16 protein-coding genes are annotated in these 21030 nt (G+C 70.1%); 14 read left to right on the forward strand and 2 right to left on the reverse strand.

All coding sequences use genetic code 11. The features are described from left to right. Window positions 1-3 precede the first annotated feature (3 nt). From ACWCQK_RS10350 to ACWCQK_RS10360, 3 genes are all read left to right on the forward strand, one after another. Entirely contained in the window at window positions 4-831 is an 828-nt protein-coding gene (locus ACWCQK_RS10350) for an HAD family hydrolase (RefSeq protein ID WP_451153991.1), read from the forward strand. Window positions 832-959: 128 nt separating this feature from the next. Continuing rightward, window positions 960-3512, forward strand: coding sequence for an amino acid permease (locus tag ACWCQK_RS10355; RefSeq protein ID WP_451153993.1), 2553 nt, complete (start codon window positions 960-962; stop codon window positions 3510-3512). Window positions 3513-3643: 131 nt separating this feature from the next. Then, a complete protein-coding gene (locus ACWCQK_RS10360; protein ID WP_451153995.1) occupies window positions 3644-4060 on the forward strand; it encodes an ester cyclase in 417 nt (138 codons plus the stop codon). A gap of 207 nt (window positions 4061-4267) precedes the next feature. Here the strand turns inward: ACWCQK_RS10360 and ACWCQK_RS10365 are convergent, their stop codons facing one another. Next, complete coding sequence (locus ACWCQK_RS10365; protein WP_451153997.1) at window positions 4268-4669, reverse strand: PPOX class F420-dependent oxidoreductase; 402 nt, start codon at window positions 4667-4669, stop codon at window positions 4268-4270. Between the two features lie 446 nt (window positions 4670-5115). On the opposite strand from ACWCQK_RS10365, the gene ACWCQK_RS10370 reads away from it, so the two are divergent. The 11 genes from ACWCQK_RS10370 to ACWCQK_RS10420 all read left to right on the forward strand — a co-directional run bounded on the left by ACWCQK_RS10370 (window position 5116) and on the right by ACWCQK_RS10420 (window position 16973). Beyond that, window positions 5116-5895: a crotonase/enoyl-CoA hydratase family protein gene (locus tag ACWCQK_RS10370; protein WP_451153999.1), complete on the forward strand. Its 780-nt coding sequence runs from the start codon at window positions 5116-5118 to the stop codon at window positions 5893-5895. A 1-nt stretch (window position 5896) separates the two neighbouring features. Beyond that, window positions 5897-6643 (forward strand): acetoacetate decarboxylase, encoded by a 747-nt coding sequence (locus ACWCQK_RS10375; RefSeq protein WP_451154001.1) that lies wholly within the window; start codon window positions 5897-5899, stop codon window positions 6641-6643. Further along, complete coding sequence (locus ACWCQK_RS10380; protein WP_451154003.1) at window positions 6640-7590, forward strand: 3-hydroxyacyl-CoA dehydrogenase NAD-binding domain-containing protein; 951 nt, start codon at window positions 6640-6642, stop codon at window positions 7588-7590. The genes ACWCQK_RS10375 and ACWCQK_RS10380 overlap by 4 nt, the downstream gene beginning before the upstream one ends. A gap of 1 nt (window position 7591) precedes the next feature. Further along, the gene (locus tag ACWCQK_RS10385; RefSeq protein WP_451154005.1) at window positions 7592-8806 is read left to right on the forward strand and encodes an acyl-CoA dehydrogenase family protein; all 1215 of its coding nucleotides are present in this window, start codon (window positions 7592-7594) and stop codon (window positions 8804-8806) included. A 4-nt stretch (window positions 8807-8810) separates the two neighbouring features. Continuing rightward, window positions 8811-10040, forward strand: a complete 1230-nt coding sequence (locus tag ACWCQK_RS10390) for a CaiB/BaiF CoA transferase family protein (protein WP_451154007.1) — start codon at window positions 8811-8813, stop codon at window positions 10038-10040. Window positions 10041-10472: 432 nt separating this feature from the next. Beyond that, entirely contained in the window at window positions 10473-11144 is a 672-nt protein-coding gene (locus tag ACWCQK_RS10395; RefSeq protein ID WP_451154009.1) for an enoyl-CoA hydratase-related protein, read from the forward strand. Between the two features lie 161 nt (window positions 11145-11305). Then, entirely contained in the window at window positions 11306-11914 is a 609-nt protein-coding gene (locus ACWCQK_RS10400) for a DJ-1/PfpI family protein (RefSeq protein ID WP_451154011.1), read from the forward strand. A gap of 171 nt (window positions 11915-12085) precedes the next feature. Continuing rightward, entirely contained in the window at window positions 12086-12988 is a 903-nt protein-coding gene (locus ACWCQK_RS10405) for a LysR family transcriptional regulator (RefSeq protein ID WP_451154614.1), read from the forward strand. 174 nt (window positions 12989-13162) lie between these two features. Next, on the forward strand, window positions 13163-14323 hold the full coding sequence (locus ACWCQK_RS10410) for a CaiB/BaiF CoA transferase family protein (RefSeq protein ID WP_451154013.1): 1161 nt from the start codon (window positions 13163-13165) through the stop codon (window positions 14321-14323). Window positions 14324-14348: 25 nt separating this feature from the next. Next, window positions 14349-15116: a crotonase/enoyl-CoA hydratase family protein gene (locus tag ACWCQK_RS10415; RefSeq protein ID WP_451154015.1), complete on the forward strand. Its 768-nt coding sequence runs from the start codon at window positions 14349-14351 to the stop codon at window positions 15114-15116. A 183-nt stretch (window positions 15117-15299) separates the two neighbouring features. After that, window positions 15300-16973 carry an esterase-like activity of phytase family protein gene (locus ACWCQK_RS10420; RefSeq protein ID WP_451154017.1) on the forward strand — a complete coding sequence of 558 codons (1674 nt, stop codon included), beginning with the start codon at window positions 15300-15302 and terminating at the stop codon, window positions 16971-16973. A gap of 146 nt (window positions 16974-17119) precedes the next feature. On the opposite strand, the gene ACWCQK_RS10425 is transcribed toward ACWCQK_RS10420, so the two are convergent. Continuing rightward, window positions 17120-20818, reverse strand: a complete 3699-nt coding sequence (locus ACWCQK_RS10425; protein ID WP_451154019.1) for a S8 family serine peptidase — start codon at window positions 20816-20818, stop codon at window positions 17120-17122. Window positions 20819-21030: the final 212 nt, after the last annotated feature.

Below are 21030 nucleotides of genomic sequence, written 5' to 3' on the forward strand. Positions count from 1 at the left end.
GGGGTGCCCCAGGCGACGGTCTTCGACCTGGACGACACCCTGGTCGACAGCGGCGAAGCCTGGGCGCGGGTGTGCGCCGCATTCACCGCCGCCCACGGGCACCGGTGGCGGGCCGAGGACGACGCCGCGCTCCACGGCAACGGCGGTTGGGCCCTCTACGTCGCCGGACTGTGCGACGGCGGGGCGAGTACCGCCGACGTGCTCGAGACCTGCACGGCCGCGATCGCCGACGAATGCGCCGCCGGCCGCGTCCCGGCACTGCCCGGGGCACTCCCTCTCGTTCTCGAAGCCGAACGCCACGGACCCGTGGCCGTGGCCACGGCCAGCCCGCGCCGCTATGTCCGGGCGATCCTGCGGGAGCTGGGCCTGACGGCGCGGCTCTCCGCCATCGTCTGCGGCGAGGACGTGGCCTACGGCAAGCCCGCTCCCGACGCCTATCTGAGCGCAGCGGCCGCGATCGGCGTCCCGCCGTCCAGCTGTGTGGCCGTGGAGGACTCCCCGAACGGCATCCGCTCGGCCGCCGCCGCGGGCATGCGTGTCCTCGCCATCCCCCGCGCGGGCATGACCCTTCCCCCCGACGTGGCCCACCTGCCCACGGCGCAAGCCCACTGCGCGACCGACGCCCTCCCCCTCCTGACCCGGCTGCACACAGCCCTGGCGAGCGCGAGCGACGACGAGATCACGCGGACCGAGGGGGGCCTCGGAGCCCAGCGGGCCGTTCCGCCGACGCCGGGCCGGGCGGCACCGCGGCGGCCGCACAGCCGCGCGGCTACAGAGGCGTCACCGGTGCCACCGGTTCGTGCGACCGACGGACTTCCCGCCGCACCCTGAGCTGTTGCGACGGGACTGGCCCGGCGTTGGAATCAAGTGTGAGGCTCTTCGGCAGCGCCATGCCCGCCGGCCGCCCCGCTCCCGGGACAGGAGCCGGTCGGAAAGGGCTCAAGAGCAATGCCCTGGGCATGTTCTCCTCCGTCGCCATGAGCCTGTCCTCCACCGGCCCGGCGTACAGCCTCGCCGCCACGCTCGGCATCATCGTGGCCGGAGTCGGACTCCAGGCCCCGATCGTCACCATGCTGGCCTTCGTCCCGATGCTGCTGGTCGCGTACGCCTTCCGGGAGCTCAACGCGAGCAACGCCGACTGCGGAACCACCTTCACCTGGGCCACTCGCGCGTTCGGACCGCGCACCGGCTGGATGGGCGGCTGGGGCCTCATCGTCGCCAACATCCTCGTCATGGCGAATCTCGCCGAGATCGCCGCTTCCTACAGCTTCCGGTTGGTGGGCCTGAACGAACTGGGGGAGAACCGGCTGTGGACCACCGTGGTGGGGATCGTCTGGATCGTCGTGCTGACCGCGGTCTGCTACGTCGGCATCGGGATCTCGGCCGCGGTCCAGCGTTGGCTGCTGGGCCTGGAACTGGCGATGCTGATCGTCTTCGCCGTCGCCGCGCTGGTCAAGGTCTACACGAGCCCGTCCCCGATGACGATCCAGGTGTCCGCCTCCTGGTTCAACCCCTTCGAGGTGCCCTCGGTGGAGGCCCTGACCTCGGGCCTCCTCGCGGGGGTCTTCATCTACTGGGGCTGGGACACCGCGTTCTCGGTGAACGAGGAGACCATCGACAGCACCCGCATCCCGGGGCGTGCCGCGGTCATGTCCACCGTGCTGCTTCTGATCATGTACGGGCTGGTGTCCACCTCGGCGCAGGCCTTCGCCGGAGTCGGCACCTCGGGCATCGGACTCGGCAACGCGACCAACTCGGACGACGTGTTCTCCGGCCTGGGCGAGGCCGTGTTCGGGAGCCAGAGCACGGGGCTGCTGCTGTCGAAAATGCTGATCCTGATGGTCCTGACCAGCGCCTTGGCGTCCGCCCAGACCACCATTCTGCCGCTGGCCAGAACCGTCTTCTCGATGGCGGTCCACAAGGTCGTCCCGCCCCGGTTCGCCCGGGTCCACCGCAGGTTTCTCACCCCGACCTGGGGGACCGTCGGCATGGGAGCGGCCTCGATCGCCCTGCTGATCCTGCTGACGTCGTTCAGCAGGAACGTCCTCGCCGACTCGATCGACTCGATCGGCCTCGCGATCGCGTTCCAGTACGGACTGACCGGCTTCGCCTGCATCTGGTACCACCGCAAGGTCCTCACCCGCAGCACCAAGGACATGGTCTTCAAGGGGGTGTTGCCCGGGCTCGGCGGGCTGATCATGCTCGTGCTGTTCCTCTACGCCGCCTTCGTCGTCTACGCGGACCCCGGGTACGGGGCGACCACCGTCGACCTGCCGCTGATCGGAAGGACGGGCGGTGTCACCGTCCTGGGCCTGGGCGCCCTGCTGATCGGACTCCTGTTGATGCCGGTGGTCACCCGCGGCCACACCGTCGCCCTCAAACTCCAGCGCGGCCTGCTGCCGCGTCGGCTGCCGCTCCATGTCGCGGTCGATTCGGCGAGCCGCTATCTGCCGGCCGACAGCGGATCCGGGGTGGGCGGCGACTGGTACGACGTCATCCCCCTGTCGGGCACGCGTGTCGGCTTGGTCGTCGGCGATGTGCTCGGGCACGGACTGCGCGCCGCGGCCACCATGGGACGCCTCAGTACGGGGGTGCGGGTCCTCGCCCGGCTGGACCTGAGCCCGGACGAGCTCCTGTCCCGCCTGGACGACCTGGTCGAACAGACCGCACGCGAACACGAGGCCGGCCACGGCCACGGCCCCGCCCGGCTGCGGCCGCATGCCGACCGGGCCCTGGCCGTGTCCTGTCTGTACGCGGTGTACGACCCCGTCTCGGGGAAGTGCAGCCTGGCCCGGGCCGGGGAGACGGTGCTGGCGGTCGTCCGGCCGCACACGGACGGCGTCCGCTGCCCGAAGCTGCCGCCCGGTCCGCCGCTGGGAATGGCCGGACCGCCCTACGAGAGCACGGAACTGGAACTGCCGCCGGGCAGTCTCGTCGCCCTCTTCACCGGCGGTCTCCTCCAGGCGGCCGACGACCGTGACGCCGGGGTCGCGCAACTGTCCCGCGTCCTCTCCGACGATCGGGCCACGCTGGCACAGATGTGCGACCGCGCGGTCACCGCCCTGCTGCCCGGGCCGGTGGACGAGGACGCCACCCTGCTCGTGGCCCGCACCCGCCTGCTCGACCGGAACCAGTTCACCCAGTGGGAGGTGTCCCCGGACCCGGCGGCCGTGGCCACCATCCGCACCGCCGTCAGCAAACAGCTCAGCGACTGGGGGCTGGACGACCTGGCCTTCGCCAGCGAGCTCATCGTCAGTGAACTGGTCACCAACGCCATCCGCTACGTCGGCGGCCCGATCCAGGTCCGCCTGATCCGCGACCGGACCCTGATCTGCGAGGTCTCCGACATCGGCCACACCACTCCCAATCTGCGGCACGCCGCGAACGACGACGAGGGCGGCCGGGGCCTGTTCATCATCGCCCAGATGACCCACCACTGGGGCACCCGCTACACCCCCACCGGAAAGACACTCTGGACCGAACAGGATCTGCCGCCGTCGGACGACGAGTAGCGCCGGGGTACGGCCAGGCCAGACATGCCGGGGTCACGGGGCCGGTGTACCGTCGCAATACGGCACGATTGCGCGAATTCCGCAACCGAGTGGCGGGGCCGGACGATCGACACGCCTCCCAGGGAGCAGCCATGTCTCAGCAGACGAACATCGCCGCACAGACCGCTTTCGGTGAGGCCGTCGCCAGTGGCGACCTCGATGTCCTCGAAGGGATCGTCGCGCCCGGCTCGATCGACCACGACCCGGCTCCCGGACAGGGACCGGGGCCGGAAGGGTACAAGGCGATGTTCGGCGAGTTGCGGACCGCCTTCCCCGACCTGCACGTCGAGGTGGAGCACCTGGTGGCCACCGACGACGAGTTGGCCTTCGCCTACACCATCACCGGGACACACCTGGGAGAACTGAGGGGGCATCCGGCGACCGGCCGGACGGTGAGCTACCGGGGCATGCAGATCAGCCGCTTCGACAGCGACGGGAAGCTCGTCGAACGCTGGGGCAGCAGCGACGAACTCGGCATGCTGCGGCAACTGGGCCTCGTCGAGACGTGACCCCAGAACCGGCCGGTCCCGTACGCACGCCGTAGCGTTCCAACAGCGGTTCGGCTTGAGCTCCCTCGGCGAGCGAGGTGGAGGTGCGTTCGCCGTGACGGCGGCAGCCGGCCCCGCGCGTCGACGCGTTCCTGCCCGGACGCGTTCGCCCATGGGTGCGCCCTGTCGTGCCGACGGGGCGCGAACCGTAGCGGCGGGCCGTCGCACTCAGCCGCGGGGGCTGCTGATCCGTTCGGGCTGGATCACGTAGATCACCCGGACCTGGTCGCGGCCGCCGAACCACGGGTAGGGGCCGCCGAGATACTTCTTCGCGAGCGCCTCGATGTGGTCGGCCGCTCCTTCCGTGGTCACACTCACGACCCGGCCGCGGATCTGGACGTAGGACGCCGGTTCCGCGGGATCGGCGACGGCGACCGCCACCCGCGGGTCCCGCGCGATGTTCCGGGTCTTCTGATGCGACTCGACACTGTTGATCAGGACGTGCTCGCCGTCGGTGTCGACCCAGGTCTGGGTGAGCTGGGGTGAGCCGTCGGGCATGGTCGTGGCGAGGTAGCAGGTGCTGGGGCGACGCAGCAGCGCCACCACGTCCTCGCCGAGGGGGACGGGCACGGGGATCTCCAGAGGTCGGTGCGGTGCGATGTCGAGGCAACGGTAGTCACTGGCGAGAACCCGGCCCTCCCCCACCCCGCCTGAAGATCGACATCGGGTCGGCGGCAACAGAACGGTGTGCGTGATCGCCCAGGTCTCACGACGCCGGTCACGACACGGAATCCGCGGCGATTTCCAGTGACATCTATTTCCACATTTCCATCCCCATCCCAGCGGATTAGATCCGTGAATATCGACCGGAGACCGCTGCGAGACCGCTGCTCCCAAGGCGTCAATTATTTCGCGATCGCTCGACGTAACATCGAAAAAATCCGCGAAGAATGCTCCGAGAATCGGTGTGACTGGTGCGGTCACACCGCCTTTCCCCTTTTGATAATTCCATCCCTCATCGCATTCCTTTAGATTCGCTATCAGGAACGACGAGCACGACTCGAAAGGAAGAGGCGATGACGGACTCCTTCGTCACCACCGAGGTGCGCACCCACCGGGCGGGCACCACCCTGTTGATCACGATCGACCGCCCACGAGCACGCAACTCCGTCAACGCCTCGGTCGCCGCCCTCCTCGCGAGTGCCCTGGACGAACTGGAGGCGGACCCCGAGCTCCGGGTCGGCGTGCTGACCGGCGCCGACGGCACCTTCAGCGCCGGTATGGATCTGAAGGCCGCCCTGCGCGGCGAGTCCCCCGACATCCCGGGGCGCGGATTCGGCGGCGTGACCGAGGTCGCTCGGACCAAGCCGCTGATCGCCGCCGTGGAGGGCTGGGCCATGGGGGGCGGCTTCGAACTGGCTCTTGCCTGCGACCTGATCGTGGCCGCGCAGGACGCGCACTTCGGTCTGCCGGAGGTCAAGCGGGGTCTGATCGCCGCCGGCGGCGGAGTGATCCGGCTCCCCCGGCGCATCCCGTACCACCTCGCGATGGAGTTCCTGCTGACCGGCGAGCCGGTGAGCGGCCGCCGGGCCGGCGAGCTGGGCCTGGTCAACCAGGTAGTCCCCGCGGGTCGGACCGTGGACGAAGCCCTCCTGCTCGCTGACCGGGTGGCCGCGAACGCGCCGCTCGCGCTCGCCGCCGTGAAGGCGGTCACCCGGGCCGCGGACGGCGCACCCGAGACCGACGCCTTCGCCGCCCAGCGCACGGTGATGAGCGAACTGATGGCCACGGCCGACGTCCGGGAGGGCATGACCGCCTTCGCCGAACGCCGGGCTCCGCAGTGGACGGGGAAGTGACATGCGGATCGAAGACGTACGACAGCACCTGACCACTCCGCTGACCAGCCCGGCGTACACGCCGACGGTCCACCGCTTCACCGACCGTGAGTACCTCAACATCCTGTACCGCACGGACCCCGACGCGCTGCGGGCCGTCGTCCCCGAACCCCTTCGGATCGACGAGCCGCTGGTCCGCTTCGAGGTCATGAAGATGGGCGACGTCACGGGGTTCGGCCCCTACACCGAGGCCGGACAGGCGATCCAGGTCGGCTTCGAGGGCGAGCGCGGCGAGTACCTGCACGCGATGTACCTCGACAACTTCCCGGCGACCGCCGCCGGCCGCGAGGCCAGCGCCTATCCGAAGGTCATCGGCGCGCCCCGGCTGTACGTCGACGACGCGACGCTCGTCGGAACCCTCGACTACGGAACCCTCCGCGTCGCCACCGCGACCATGGGCTACAAGCAGCGACCGCTCGACGCGGCCGCGGCCAGGGACGAGATCACCGTGCCGACCTTCATGCTCAAGTCCGTCCCGGGCTACCGCGGTGACCTGCGCTTCCAGGAACTGGTGCGCACCGAGATCACCGACGTGGTGGTCAAGTGGGCGTACACCGGCCCCGCGCGGCTCCAGCTCTTCGCGCACGCCCTCGCCCCGCTGGCCGACCTGCCCGTCCTGGAGGTCGTCTCCGCCAGCCACATCCTCACCGACCTGACCCTCGCCCCCGTCGAGCCGGTCTTCGACTACCTGAAGGGAGACGCGCAGTGACGCGCCCATTCCGTACCGCCGCCGTGATCGGCGCGGGCACCATCGGACTGTCCTGGACAGCACTGTTCGCCGCGCACGGCCTCACCGTGCATGTCAGCGATCCCCGCCCCGACCTACGGGAAGCGATCGACGAAGCGCTCGCCGAATTCGCCCCGCACCTGGCCGCCCAGGGACTGGACACCGATGGGCTCGCCGACCGCGTACACCTCGCCGCCGATGTCACCGAGGCCGTTCGGGACGCGGACATCGTCCAGGAGAACGGCCCTGAGCGCGTCGAGTTCAAGAAGCAGCTCTTCGACCAGCTGGTCCGGGAGACCCCTGGGCACGCGCTCCTGCTGAGCTCGTCGTCGGCGATCCCGGCGACCGCCTTCACCACGGAGCTCGAAGACGCCGGCCGCGTCCTCATCGGGCACCCCTTCAACCCGCCCCACCTGCTGCCGCTCGTCGAGGTCGTACCCGGCGAACGCACCACCGAGGAAGCCGTGCAGGCGGCCGTCGACTTCTACACCGCGGTCGGTCGCACCCCCGTCGTCGAACGCCGGGAGATCCCCGGCTTCGTGGGCAACCGGCTCCAGAGCGCGCTGAGCCGCGAGGCCGTCTACCTCGTCCAGCAGGGCGTGGTGACGCCCGAGGACCTGGACACCGTCGTCACCCACTCCCTGGGCATCCGCTGGTCCACGGTCGGGCCGTTCCTCGGCTCGCACCTGGGCGGCGGCCCCGGCGGCTACCGCCACATGAGCGCGCACATCGGCCAGTCCATGCAGCAGTTGGCCCTCGGGCAGCCCTCGCAAGACCCCAAGGACCGCGAGCAACTCATCCAGGCGGTGGAGAAGGCATACGCCTCCACGCCGTTCACCGAACTCGCCGAGGCCCGCGACCGCAGGCAACTCGCCGTCCTGGCCGCCCTGGAAGACGTCCGCCGTACCGAGCACAGCAAGGAGAACTGAGATGACCACCAACACCACCCCCGTCGCACCCCTGGACGACCACCTGGCAGCCGACTTCTACGGCTACGAGGCACTGCTGTCGAAGGAGGAGCACGAGATCCTCCTCAAGGCCCGCACTTTCCTGGGCAAGGAGATCAAGCCGCTGGTCAACGAGTACTGGGGCAAGGCCGAGTTCCCCTTCGAGTACATCGAGAAGTTCCGCAGCAGTGGACTGTCCGCCCTGGCCTACGAGGGCTACGGCGAGTACAAGCCGGCCATCAGCCACCTGCTCAGCGGGATACTCGCCGCGGAGCTCGGCCGCGTCGACGCCTCGACCGCCACGTTCTTCGGCGTCCACAACGGGCTCGGGTTCTATTCCATCTATTACGGCGGCGACCAGGAGCAGCGCGACAGGTTCCTGCCCGCCATGGCCACCATGGAGAAGATCGGCGCGTTCGCCCTGACCGAGCCGCTCGGCGGCTCCGACGTCTCAGGCGGCATGCGCACCACCGCCAAGCGGGAGGGCGACACCTGGGTCCTCAACGGCGCCAAGAAGTGGATCGGCAACGCCACCTTCGCCGACTACGTCGTGGTCTTCGCCCGGGACGTCGAGGACAACAAGGTCAAGGCCTTCGTCGTCGAGAAGGGCACCCCCGGCTTCAAGCCCGAGAAGATCGAGGGCAAGATCGCGCTGCGGATCGTGCAGAACGCCGAGATCACCCTGACCGACGTCCATGTGCCGGAGGCGAACCGGCTCCAGAACATCAAGGGATTCCGGGACGTCGGCGAGGTCCTGCGGCAGACGCGCAGCGGAGTGGCCTGGCAGTCGATGGGCGTCATGATCGGTGCCTACGAGCTCGCGCTCGACTACGCCAAGGAGCGCATAGCCTTCGGCCGTCCGATCGCCGGGTTCCAGCTGGTGCAGGACCTCCTGGTGAAAAGCCTGGGCAACATCACCGCCTCGTGGGGCATGCTGGTCCAGCTGGCCCGGCTTCAGGACCAGGGCATCTTCCGCGACGAGCAGTCCGCACTCGCCAAGGAGTACGTCGCGGCCCGTATGCGTGAAGTCGTCGCCTGGAGCCGCGAGATCTTCGGCGGCAACGGCATCCTCCTCGAGTACGACATCGCCCGGTTCTTCTCCGACGCCGAGGCCCTCTACTCCTACGAGGGCACCCACCAGATGCAGACGCTCATCGTCGGCAAGTCCATCACCGGCCACAGCGCCTTCGTGGGGTGACGCGATGACCACCGAATCCGTCTTCACCGGCCTGAAGGTCCTCGACGCGGCGACCTACATCGCGGGACCCGCCGCGGCGACCGTACTCTCCGACTTCGGAGCGGACGTCATCAAGATCGAGCCGCCGGGACGGGGCGACCCCCAGCGGATGCTGAGCTTCGTCCCGCCCAGCCCCCGAGCGCAGGCCAACTACGGCTGGCACCTGGCCAACCGCAACAAGCGCGGCATGGTCATCGACCTGAAGTCCCCCGCGACCACCGAGGTTCTCCAGCGTCTCGTCGAGTGGGCCGACGTGGTGATCACCAACTTCCCGCACGGCACCCGCGAGAAGCTGCACCTCGGCTACGAGGAGGTCGCGAGCTGGAACCCGCGCGTCGTCTACGCCGACCTCACCGGCTTCGGGGACGCAGGTCCCGACGCCGGGCAGCCGGGCTTCGACCTGACCGCCTTCTGGTCGCGCAGCGGACTCCTGGCCTCCACCCGGGACGCCGGAGGTGCGCCGACGGTACCGGTCTGGGGCAGCGGTGACTACACGTCGGCTATCGCCATCTACGCGGCGATCGTGACCGCCCTGTACCGCCGCGAGCGGACGGGCCTAGGGGCCGACGTCGGAACGTCACTGCTCGCCACGGGTGTCTGGGCCACGGGAACACTCGTGGCCGGCGCCCTGGCCGACGGCACCCCGTTCGAGCTGCACGACCGCACCGCCCCGGTGAACGCGCTGACCAACCCCTACCGGACCGCGGACGGCCGTTGGGTGATGCTGGCGACCTCGTCCGTGCACTGGCCGGCCCTGGCGCGGGCCGTCGGGCGCCCCGAACTGGCCGAGGATCCCCGTTTCACGGACTACGAGAGCTTCGCCAGGAACGCCGCGGCGCTGAGCGAACTGCTCGACACCGAGTTCGGCGCGCAGCCCTTCGCCCACTGGAAGGAAGCCCTGGGCCGGGAACGCATCAACTACAGCCTCATCCAGACGCCGGAGGAGGCCGCGCGGGACCCGCAACTGCGCGCGAACGACATCGTCGTGCCGCTGGAAGGGGTCGACGGGCTGGAGTACACCGTCAACAGCCCCCTCACCCTCCGCGGGGTACCGAAGGTCCCGGCGCGGCGGGCCCCCGACCTGGGCGAGCACAACGACGAGATCCTCGCCGAGCTGGGTTTCCGCCCCGCGGACGTCGCGCGGCTGCGCGCCCAGGGGGCCATCCCCGGCACGACGGAGGCGAAGGCGGCGTGAGGAGCACGGCAGCCGGCGGCCGGCGTGCCGCTCCGCGGGCGTCGCCGCGGCGAGCCGCCCGTCGTCATCGTCCGTCTTGAGCAACGGCAGGCCTGCGACCGCGTGGGACCCGGGGAACGCGCCCCCGCGGTGGGTAGGCTGACAGGCCGCGACGACCTCCCATGACTGCTCGGCCAGGCGGCTCACGCGGCGGTGACGAAAGGAACCGGCAGAAGGAGTCGACGGCACCACCCGCGCGATGAGTCGGCACGGTGCCGTTGCCCGTCCTCCCCTCCGGCCCCTGTTCCGGACCGGGCGGGAGGGGTATGTCGGGCACAGCGTCACCGCACCCCATCCCGACGGCCCGCCCGCTGGAGTCACGGCACGTCCACAGCGGCCCACCGCACGATCCCACCCTTCCCGCAGGACCACGCAACCCGGACAGGAGCGCACATGCCCACCCTCGACCGCCAGGACAACGTCTTCGTGCTCGACCTCGGAGACGGGGAGAACCGTTTCCACCCCGACTGGCTCGCCTCCGTCAAGGCGGCCCTGGACGAGGTGGAGAAGGCGACAGGGCCACGCGCCCTGGTGACCGCCGCGAGGGGCAAGTTCTTCTCGAACGGCCTCGATCTGGACTGGCTTTCCGCCCACGCCGACCAGCACGAGGACTACATCGTCTCCGTGCAAGAGCTCTTCGCTCGCGTGCTGTCCCTGCCGATGATCACCGTGGCGGCGCTCCAGGGCCACACCTTCGCCGCCGGCGCGATGCTGTCCCTGGCGCACGACTTCCGCGTGATGCGCGCGGATCGCGGCTTCTGGTGTCTGCCCGAGGCCGACATCAACATCCCCTTCACGCCTGGCATGTCCGCCCTGATCCAGGCCCGGTTGGCGCCGCAGACCGCGCACAGGGCCATGCTCACGGCTCACCGCTACGGCGGGTCGGACGCAGCGGCCGTCGGTATCGTCGACGAGGCGGTCGCCGAGGACGCCGTGCTCTCCACGGCCGTGGAGACCGCCCAAGCCCATCTGGGCAGGGCCGGGGACACACTCGGCACCATCAAGGCACGGATGTACGGCCCGGTGCTGGCGTCTCTGCGCGACACGGACGCCCCGCGCGGCTGAGGCCGCCGGCAGCCGTCGGCCCCGGTCCCCGACGGGTGCGCGCACGGCGCTCCCCTCCACGTGGCGGCGGCGGTGATGCCACCGATCGCTGATTGGCCCTCGATCCCGGGACATCGCGCCGGGGAGACTGGGGATCCGACGCCGCACTTGGAGGAGTTGTGATGCAGGTAGCCGTCGTCACCTTCGACGGGTTCAACGAGCTCGACAGTTTCATCGCTTCCGCGCTCATCAACCGGTGCCGCAAGGACGGTCTGGAGGCCTTCATCACGACGCCGACGCCGGTGGTCACGTCGATGAACGGCGTCGAGGTGACCGGCCAGCGCCCGATGGAGTTCGTGACCGAGGCCGACGTCGTGCTGATCGGCAGTGGCGTGAAGGCGCGGGACGTGGTCGCCGACGACCGGCTGATCTCCAGGCTCCGGCTCGACCCGTCGCGTCAGCTGATCGGTTCGCAGTGCTCCGGCGCGCTGGTGCTCGCCCGGCTGGGTCTGCTGGGCTCCATGCCGGTGTGCACGGACATCAAGAGCCGGCCGTTCGTCGAAGCCGCCGGCGTCACCGTGCTGGACACCGCGTTCCACTCCGAGGGGAACATCGCGACAGCGGGCGGTTGCCTGGCGTCCCAGTACCTCGCCACCTGGGTGATCACCCGCACGGTCGGAGAGGACGCCGCGCGTGACGTCATCGGCTACGTGGCTCCGGTCGGCGAAAGCCAGGAGACGGTGGCGCGTGCCCTGCGCGCCGTCGAGGCCGGCGAGGTCGCACTGCGCTGACGCCCGCGATCAGCCCGGTGCGGCCGCCCACCGGTGCGCCGCACCGCTCGCCGCATCGGCCTCCACACCGCCTCTCCGCACCGGTCTTCGTACCGCCTCTCCGCACCGATCTCCGCACTGACGTGCGACCCCTCGGAACCTCGTGGTTCGGGTTAACGTGTCAGTGTGGAGATGCTGCATTTGCGCTACTTTGTCGCGGTCGCCGAGGAGCTGAACTTTTCGGCGGCGGCCCGCCGACTGCACATGGCCACCTCACCACTGAGCCAGCGGATCAAGGACCTGGAGCGAGAGCTCGACCATCGGCTGTTCGAGCGTGACACGCACAGCGTCACGCTCACACCGGCGGGCGAGGCCCTGCTCCCGATCGCGCGGGACGTGATGGAGCAGATCAACTGCATTCCGTGGCGGCTGCGCGAGGCCACCCGGTCGGGGCACAGCACCATGTTCGTGGGCATCCCCACCGGACTCCATCCCAGCTTGAGGAAGCTCGTCAGCACCCTCGCCGAGCGCACCTGCGAACTGTGTGAGCTCCTGCGCTGGCCCGGCACCTCCAAGGCGCTGGTCACCGGCGTACACGAAGGCAGGCTCGCGCTCGCGCTGGCCCGACTGCCGATCAGCGACCCCGTACTGGACGTGCTGCCGGTCATGACCGAGCGGCTGGGCGCGGTGGTACCCGCCGACCAGTTCACCGGGCGGGACTCGGTGGCACTGGCGGACCTCGCCGACCTCCGTTTCGTCGTCGCACCGCAGGAAGTGAGAGCCGCCTACTTCGACCAGCTCGACCGGGAACTGTCCGAGCGGGGGATCAAGAAGCGCATGAAGCTGACCGATGCCGGCTACAGCGGGATCGCCGAAGTGGTTTCCAGCGGGATGGCTTTCTACCTGTCGATGCTCGACCCCGAGAACCCCATGCACGGCTACTCGATGGAGAACACGAAAGTCCTGCCGTTCACGGATTTCGAGCCCAGCCTGGACACCGTCCTGATCTGGCGGCGCGACCGCGCCACGGGCGGTGACCTGGACGAACTCATCGCAACGGCCCGCGAGGTGTTCGCCGAACCGTTTCATCTCTGAGCCGGGCGGGCAATTCCAGCCCCCATTTCCTCCGGCTGTCCTTTCGGACTTCGAGGGCGCCGTCGGCGTGACCGCCACGGTCACAGCGATGTCAGCAATACGATAATTCCGTTCTTCGCGCATTTCTATTAGCGTTCCTGGTAGAAGCCCACCACGGCACGAAAGGACGCGACAATGGCGGACACACACAGTCCTGGGCCGCTCGACGGCGTGCGGGTCATCGACCTCTCCACCGTGGTCATGGGTCCGTACGCGGCCCAGATACTGGGAGACCTGGGCGCCGACGTCATCAAGATCGAGTCTCCCGGAGACTCCCTGCATGTGGGGGCGTACCGGACCACGCCGGGCATGACCCCGATGCACCTCAACGTCAACCGCAACAAGCGCAGCGTGGCCCTCGACCTCAAGGACGAGGCCGAGCACGCCCAGGCCCTGGACCTCATCCACACCGCCGACGTGCTGATCACCAACATGCGGCCCGGCGCGCTCGCCCGCCTGGGCCTGACCTACCAAGACCTCGCCACCGACAACCCCGGCCTGGTCTACGCGCACGCCGCGGGCTTCCGCGGCGACTCCGACCGCTCCAACGCCGCCGCCTACGACGAGACCGTGCAGGCCGCCTCCGGGCTCGTCGACATCGCCGACCGCGCGCTGGGTGCGCCGCTCTACCTGCCGAGCATCCTCGCCGACAAGGTCTCCGGTCTGACCATCGTCTACAGCGTGCTCGCCGCCCTGCTGTACCGGGACAGGACCGGACACGGCCAGCAGATCGAGATCCCGATGGCCGACACGCTCATCGCGTTCAACCTGGTCGAGCATCTCGCGGGACACACCTTCGAGCCCGCGACGGGCCCCACGGGCTACGCACGGTCGTTGTCCGAGCAGCACAGGGCGCGGCGGACCAAGGACGGTCTGGCCGCCGTGATCCCCTACAACCCGTCCAACTACCGCGACTTCTTCGCCGCGGCCGGCCGTCCCGACCTGGCCGCCGACCCGCGCGTCAACGGCCCCACCCTCGACGCGGCCGACTTCGACGACCTGTCCGACCTGGTCGGCGAGTGCGCCCCGGCGCTGACGACGGCCGAGTGGGCCGAGGTGTGCGCGAAGCACAGCATCCCGATGGCACCCGTGCTGCGGCTCGACCACGCGTACGAGGACTCCTACGTCCGCGAGGGCCACCTCCTCGAAACACGCGAGCATCCCACCGAGGGCCCGGTCCGCACGATCGGGATCCCGGTGAAGTTCTCCGCCACGCCCGGCTCGATCCGCCGCCTGGCCCCCGTCCCCGGCCAGGACACCGCGGAGGTGCTCGCCGAACTGGCGGCCCTCCGCTGAGCCGCAGAATGCCGTAGGAGAAGCCATGCGCACCCACGACGTGCGTGTCCAGCGGGTCGACTCGACTCTGCTGATCACGATCGACCGCCCACAGGCACGCAACTCGGTCAACGCCGCGGTCGCCGCCGCCCTGACCGCCGCGCTGTACGAACTGGAGACGGACCCCGAGCTGCGCGCCGGCGTCCTGACCGGGGCGCGGGGCACCTTCAGCGCGGGCATGGACCTCAAGGCAGCCCTGCGCGGCGAGTCGCCCGCGGTCCCGGGCCGCGGATTCGGCGGCCTCACCGAGGCCGCACGCACCAAGCCGCTGATCGCCGCCGTGGAGGGGGCCGCCCTGGGCGGCGGGCTCGAACTGGCCCTGGGCTGTGACCTGATCGTCGCCGCCGAGGACGCGACGTTCGGCCTGCCCGACGTCACGCGCGGCCTGATCGCCGCCGGTGGCGGCGTGATCCGGCTCCCCAAGCGTGTCCCGTACCACCTGGCGATGGAGTTCCTGCTCACCGGCGAGCCGGTCAGCGGTGCCCGCGCCGGCCGTCTGGGCCTGGTCAACCGGGTCACCGAGCCCGGCGAAGCGGTGGCCGTCGCCCTCGGACTCGCCGAACGGCTCGCGCGCAACGCCCCGCTCGCGCTGGCCGCGGTGCAGAGCCTCGTACGGGCCACCGACGGCGTGCCGGAGGCCGACGCCTTCGCCGTACAGCGCGAGATACTGGGCACGTTGACGGCGTCGGCCGACGCACGCGAGGGCGTGACCGCCTTCGCCGAGCGCCGCACCCCGCGGTGGACGGGACACTGACATGAACGACCGTGCGGCCTCCGGCTGTACGGGCCTTGCGGGTCGACGTGGACCGGGTCCACGGTGCCGGCGGTCAGCTGGGCTTCGAACTCCTTGTCCGATTCCGGGGAACCGACGCTTTGGGGGCCGAGGATTCACCAAAGATCCTCGCCGAATTCACCGGCGACCGAGAGGTTCTGCCCTGTGACTTCAAGAGCCTTCTCCCGCAAACGCACCCGGATATCCCTCGCCATCGGCGTCACCGTCGCGGTGGTGGGCGCAGGCACCGTCGCGGCTCAGGCCGGTGGCTGGCTCTGGGCCCCGTCGCACGACTTCCGCGCGGTCTCCGACACCTTCTCCGGCCATGGCACGGTGACCGGGGACGTCCTGCGCAACGATCACAACGCGACCGCGGTCGTGCGGCACACCGCCCCGGCCAACGGACAGGTGACGGTCGACGCCGACGGTACGTTCTCGTACACCCCGAAGTCCGGCTTCACGGGCACGGACACCTTCACCTACACGACGACCGACGCCGTGCAACTGTTCAAGAACGCCCAGGCGAACGGGACTCCCATCCCGCCGCTCAAGGAGGTCGCCGGCCCCGGCGGCACCACCACCAAGATCTCCGGTGCGGGCTTCGGCTCGTCGCTCACCGCGGTGCCGGGCAGGTCGGGCCACTTCTACGGTCTCACCGACCGCGGCCCGAACGCCGACGGTCCCGACGGCAACAAGTCCGAGATGGTCCTCGACTTCACGCCCATGATCGGCGAGTTCAGGCTCGTCGACGGCAGGGCCGAGCTCATCAGGAAGGTCACCCTGAAGGGGCCGAGGAGCCTCGGCGGCGTGAAGTACAGCGGCCGTCCGCCCCACGACACCGCCGAGACGATCAACGATGTCGACGCGACGAACGCCAACGGCGGTACCCCCACACCCGTGACCAGGGACCCGTACGGTTACGACTCCGAGGGTCTGGTGGCGCTGCCGGACGGCACGTTCTGGGTGTCGGACGAGTACGGCCCGTACATCACGCACTTCGACGCCCACGGCTACGAGCTGGGCCGGCTGACCCCGTACCGGAACAGCCCGGACAACGCCTTCCACAAGATCCTCGGATACCTTCCGGCCGAGCTCGCCGGCCGGGCGAAGAACAAGGGCATGGAAGGCCTGACGGTCACGCCCGACGGTTCGACCCTGGTGGGCGTCATGCAGGCCGCGTTGCAGCAGCCGGATCTCGGCGGCACGAAGGCGGCCAACGTCGCGGCCACCCGTATCGTCACGCTGGACCTGCGCACGTACGAGTCCAAGCAGTACCTGTACCTGCTGGACAACCCGGCGACCACGGGCGACGCCAACAGCGAGATCACCGCGCTGTCCGGCACGAGGTTCCTCATCGACGAGCGTGACGGCAACTTCGAGCCGTTCGCCCAGAAGACCCTGTACGAGGTCGACATCAACGGCGCCACCGACGTCAGCGGCCTGACCGTCGGCGGCAAGTCACCCGAGGCTCTCGTCGGCACGGCCGGCACCAACGCGGCGCTGACCGCGCTCACCAATGCCGGCGTCCATGTCGCGCAGAAGCAGCCGTACGTCAACGTCGGCATGCTGGTGAGTCAACTCGACCCCAGTGGCGCGTTCTTCGGCCACGACAAGGTCGAGGGCATCGCCACCACGGACGGCGGCAGGACGCTGTACCTGTCCAACGACGACGACTTCGGCATCGACACCATCGCCGTGGACCCGGACGGCAGATGGACCGTGCACCAGAAGGTGCTGCCGCCCACGGGACAGGAGGACAACGGCGAGATCCTGAAGGTCGACACCACCAAGCTGCCCGCGGTCCTCAAGACCGTCACGGTGACGATCCACGTGCGCTGACGCGCTCCGCACGGCCGTCGGGCCCGTCCACTTCGGTGGACGGGCCCGACGATCGCCCTGGGCGCTCGAACAACTCCCAGGCCGAGCAGTGTTGTTTGGCCCCGGCAACGGGACCGCGCGATTCCCGGTTGCCGGGGCCGACGGGCCTACTTGAGGCCGAAGGCGCGGATCAGGGTCTGGCTCACGCTGTTCCCCTTGGCGTCCTTCGCCGTCGTGCGCAGGCTCGCGAACCGGGACTTGTGCGGCGCGTTCAGCGACGCCGTCCAGTCCGCGCCCTTGTGGCGCAGCGTGGTCCGGTGCCAGGTGACGCCGTCGTCGTAGGAGACCTCCAGGGTCACCGTGCGGATCGCTCCCGCGCCCGCCGCGCCCTTCAGGTGGGACGGGGTGACCGTCAGCCCGGTCCGCCGGTGCGCCTTTCCGGACAGGTCGGTGGGCACCGCGTAGTCGAGCTGCACCACCGGGAGCGGCGTGATGGCCGTGTAGTCCTGCGTGTTCGTGCTGGAGGTGAAGCCCCACTCGGTGCGTGTGCGGGTCGAGTACGGGCGGTTCGGCACGTTCCGCCGGCCCTCCACGACGATCCGGTACGGCAGCGGGTCCTGCGACAGCCCCTCGGCGGACAGGATGTGCTCGTCGAAGTCCTGGGCGAGCAGCTGGTCGCCCTGGTAGAGCGAGAGCTTCGTCGATCCGCCGTCGATCCAGGCGGTGCCCTCGTGACGGTCGGAGTCCCCCCAGGCGAGCAACACGGACGTGTTGATGATGTCGCCGGTTCGGTACGGGGCCTGCCAGCGGATGCCGTCACTCAGCAGCCGCGGGTGCTGGATCGGGGCGAACCAGGTCTCCTCGGTGGTGCTGCCCGGCTTGTACGAGCGCGCCGCGCCGCCCTCGAAGAGGTCGGACATGCTGGCGGAGGAGACCCAGCCGACGCCCGCCGTGACCCAGGACGTCAGCGTGCCCTGGGCCTGGACCTGCGTCACCTCGCTTCTCAGGGTCGCGGGCCACAGGGCGTTCACGTCCTCGCGGTACTGGACGACCATGCCCTGCTCGGTGTTGCGGAACTTGTCGTCGATCCGGGCCAGTTCGCCCCGGCCGGGCCGGTAGGACGGATCCCGGGGGACGGCTCCGTCGTGGTGGCGGACCAGGTCGTAGACGTAGCGCGGAGACGGGTGCGAGACCACCTTCAGGGTCGTCGTGCCGGTCTTGCGGAGCAGGCTGAGCAGCCGTGCGCTGTCGTCGGTGCCGAGCGAGGCCACCGGCAGCGGGGCGGCTTCGGGCTCGTGCGCCCAGGGGTCCAGCTTTCCGTAGCCGTCGTTCAGGGTGAGCAGCTGCCGGGCGCCGGCCTTCGCCGCCTGGGCGGCCTGCTCCGGGGCGGACACGGTGTCGCTCCGGCGGACGACCGCCACCTGACCGCGCACCTTCACCTTGCGGAACTCCGCGGCCGAGCCGTCACCGGCCCAGACGGCGCGGTAGCCGCCCGTACCCTCCGGCAGCTTGGGGGACAGGCTCTGGACGACTACGTCGTCGTAGGTCTGCGAGCCGGCGGAGAACGTCAGCGGGGGCTGGACCTGCCGCCAGCGGGTGGCGAAGACGTACGTGCCCTTCGTGACCTTCGGCGTCGGGGTCACCCAGAGGCTGTCGTACCGCCAGTAGTCGGGCATGTAACTGTCCAGGTACGGAACCAGGCCGGCGTTGGTGCGGTACTGGTCCAGGCGCATGAACTGGTTGGCGGTCGTCTGCGGGGTGAAGGCGGCCGCCTTGCGCAGGTCCGCGGCGTCGAAGCGGACGGTGCGGTCGGTGCCCAGGTCGATCTGCGGCGCGGAGAACACGGCGGCGCCCAGCGTGTGCGTGCCGTCGATGCCGGGCACGTCGGCGTACATCCACGCCGAGTAGGTGCTCGGGGACAGGCGCACGCTCATGCGGCCCGAAGCGTCGATCTCGTACATCTTGGGCGTGGTGTTGTGCTCGACGTCCTTCACGATGAGGATGCCGGGCAGTGCGGCCCCACGACGGTCCTTGGCCGTGACGGACAGCGTGGTCCGCTGGCCCTCCTTGTTCACACCGATCGGCGTGCGGGCGAGGATCGTGCCGTCGGCGCCGGTGGCGACGAGCCGGCCGGAGTAGGCGGCGTTGTCCTGCGCCACGTCGAGGTGGGTGATCACGCCGACGGTGGTGGTGCCGTGCGCGGGCACGGTCAGCCGTGTGTCGGTGAGGGTCAGCAGCCCCTCGGGCAGCAGGCCCGCGGGTATGGACAGGTCCAGGGTGACCGGCTCGGCGCCGGTGTTGGTGTACGTCACGTCCTTGCGGACGGTCTGGCCCGGCGTGTACGGGTAGTGGGCCTGCACGAACGCGTTCCCGGAGGCGACCAGCGTGGCCTTCACCGCGGCGGCGACGTCGAGCCGCCCGTTGCCGGCCAGGAAGGGGCTGTACCTGTCGCCGTTCGAGACAGTGCTGACCAGGGCGTCCTTGAGCTGCTGCCCCGTCCAGTCCGGGTGCTCGGCGGCGAGCAGCGCGGCCGCGCCGGCGACGTGGGGAGTGGCCATGGAGGTGCCGCTCATCGCCTGGTAGGCGCCCTCACCCTCCGGCGCGTACTGCGAGCGCGCCGCCAGTACGTTGACACCCGGGGCGGTGAGATCGGGCTTGATGGCGTTGTCGCCCTTGCGGGGGCCGCGGCTGGAGAAGTTCGCCAGCTGGTCCACGCCCTTGCCCGGGCCCTCCACCGCGCCGACCGTCAGCGCGGCGTCCGCGGCACCGGGGGCGCTCACGGTGTACGTCTCCGGGCCGGCGTTGCCGGCGGCGATGACGAACAGCGCCCCCGTCTCGGCGCTGAGGCGGTTCACGGCCTGGCTCAGCGGGTCGGTGCCGTCGGTGGGGCCACCGCCCAGGCTCATGCTGACGACCTTCGCGTGCTGGTCGCGGGCCGCCCACTCCATGCCTGCCAGGATCCAGGAGTCCTGGCCGCTGCCGTCGTTGTCCAGGACCTTGCCGATGTGCAGCGAGGCGCCCGGGGCGACGCCCTTCTCCTTGCCGTCGGACGCGGCGCCCGTTCCGGCGACCGTCGAGGCGACGTGCGTGCCGTGACCGTGCCGGTCGGTGACGTCCTGGCCCGGCACGAAGCTCTCCGACGCGGCGATCCGCCCCGCGAAGTCCGGGTGCGCGGCGTCGATTCCCGTGTCGAGCACGGCGACGTCCACGCCCTGACCGGTGTCCCCGCCCGCCCAGACCTCGGGCGCGCCGATCTGCGCGGTGGTGTCGGACAGGGCAGCCTCGGCCTTGCCGTCCAGCCACACCTTGGCGATCCCGCCCGTCAGCCGCCCGGAGGGCTGCCCGGCTCCCGCCTTCTTGGCGGCGCCGCCGGTGAGGGAGGACCAGAAGTCCGTCGCCCGCTCATGGTCGGCGGATATCGCGGCCCCCTGGATGCTGCTCAGTGTCAGGGTCTTCCGCGCGCCGTCCGGGGTCTTCGCGCTGCGGGTGCGGGCGGCGGCGTCGGTGTAGGTGACGATCAGCGGCAGCCGGTCGCTGTGGCTGTCGTCGTAACCGTCCGCGAGCAGTTCGTTGACGTTGAACAGCCGCTCGTCGAGCACGCCTGACGCGATGTAGGGCAGCGCCGCGTCGGGATACACGTACGTGTCGGGCCCCACCGCCATGACATGGGCGCCGCTGGGCCTGCCCTGCGGATCGGACACGGTCGCGGTGGTATGACCGTTGCTGACGGCCACCGCGACCTTGTCACCCGTGATCAGCGTGACGGTACCGGTGACGTCCGGGCGTCCGGCGGCGGAGACGGCGGGTGCGGTGGGCGCGGTGCGGGACTCGGCTGACGCGGCCGGTCCGATGGTCGTCAGTGCCACGAGGACGGCGACCGCGATTGTCAGCCCGCGTCTGGGAGACGGAGGTGTACGCAAGGGAACCTCAAGAGCTAGGCGTGCGAAAGATGTTCGTAGTCAGCCATTCATCTGCGCCGCTGTAAAGAAGAGGTCTTGTCCCTTGGGTGCCAATGGCCTCAAGTGGACAAGCCGCGGTTCCATCGCGGCGATTCCCTATTGGGGCATGGCGGGGCCGC

The organism is Streptomyces sp. NPDC002306, from assembly GCF_053593435.1.

Coding starts and splice junctions, on each gene's coding strand:
- ACWCQK_RS10355 (WP_451153993.1), top strand. CDS start 960: ATGTTCTCCTCCGTCGCCATGAGCCTGTCCTCCACCGGCCCGGCGTAC.
- ACWCQK_RS10360 (WP_451153995.1), top strand. CDS start 3,644: ATGTCTCAGCAGACGAACATCGCCGCACAGACCGCTTTCGGTGAGGCC.
- ACWCQK_RS10370 (WP_451153999.1), top strand. CDS start 5,116: ATGACGGACTCCTTCGTCACCACCGAGGTGCGCACCCACCGGGCGGGC.
- ACWCQK_RS10375 (WP_451154001.1), top strand. CDS start 5,897: ATGCGGATCGAAGACGTACGACAGCACCTGACCACTCCGCTGACCAGC.
- ACWCQK_RS10385 (WP_451154005.1), top strand. CDS start 7,592: ATGACCACCAACACCACCCCCGTCGCACCCCTGGACGACCACCTGGCA.
- ACWCQK_RS10390 (WP_451154007.1), top strand. CDS start 8,811: ATGACCACCGAATCCGTCTTCACCGGCCTGAAGGTCCTCGACGCGGCG.
- ACWCQK_RS10395 (WP_451154009.1), top strand. CDS start 10,473: ATGCCCACCCTCGACCGCCAGGACAACGTCTTCGTGCTCGACCTCGGA.
- ACWCQK_RS10400 (WP_451154011.1), top strand. CDS start 11,306: ATGCAGGTAGCCGTCGTCACCTTCGACGGGTTCAACGAGCTCGACAGT.
- ACWCQK_RS10405 (WP_451154614.1), top strand. CDS start 12,086: ATGCTGCATTTGCGCTACTTTGTCGCGGTCGCCGAGGAGCTGAACTTT.
- ACWCQK_RS10410 (WP_451154013.1), top strand. CDS start 13,163: ATGGCGGACACACACAGTCCTGGGCCGCTCGACGGCGTGCGGGTCATC.
- ACWCQK_RS10415 (WP_451154015.1), top strand. CDS start 14,349: ATGCGCACCCACGACGTGCGTGTCCAGCGGGTCGACTCGACTCTGCTG.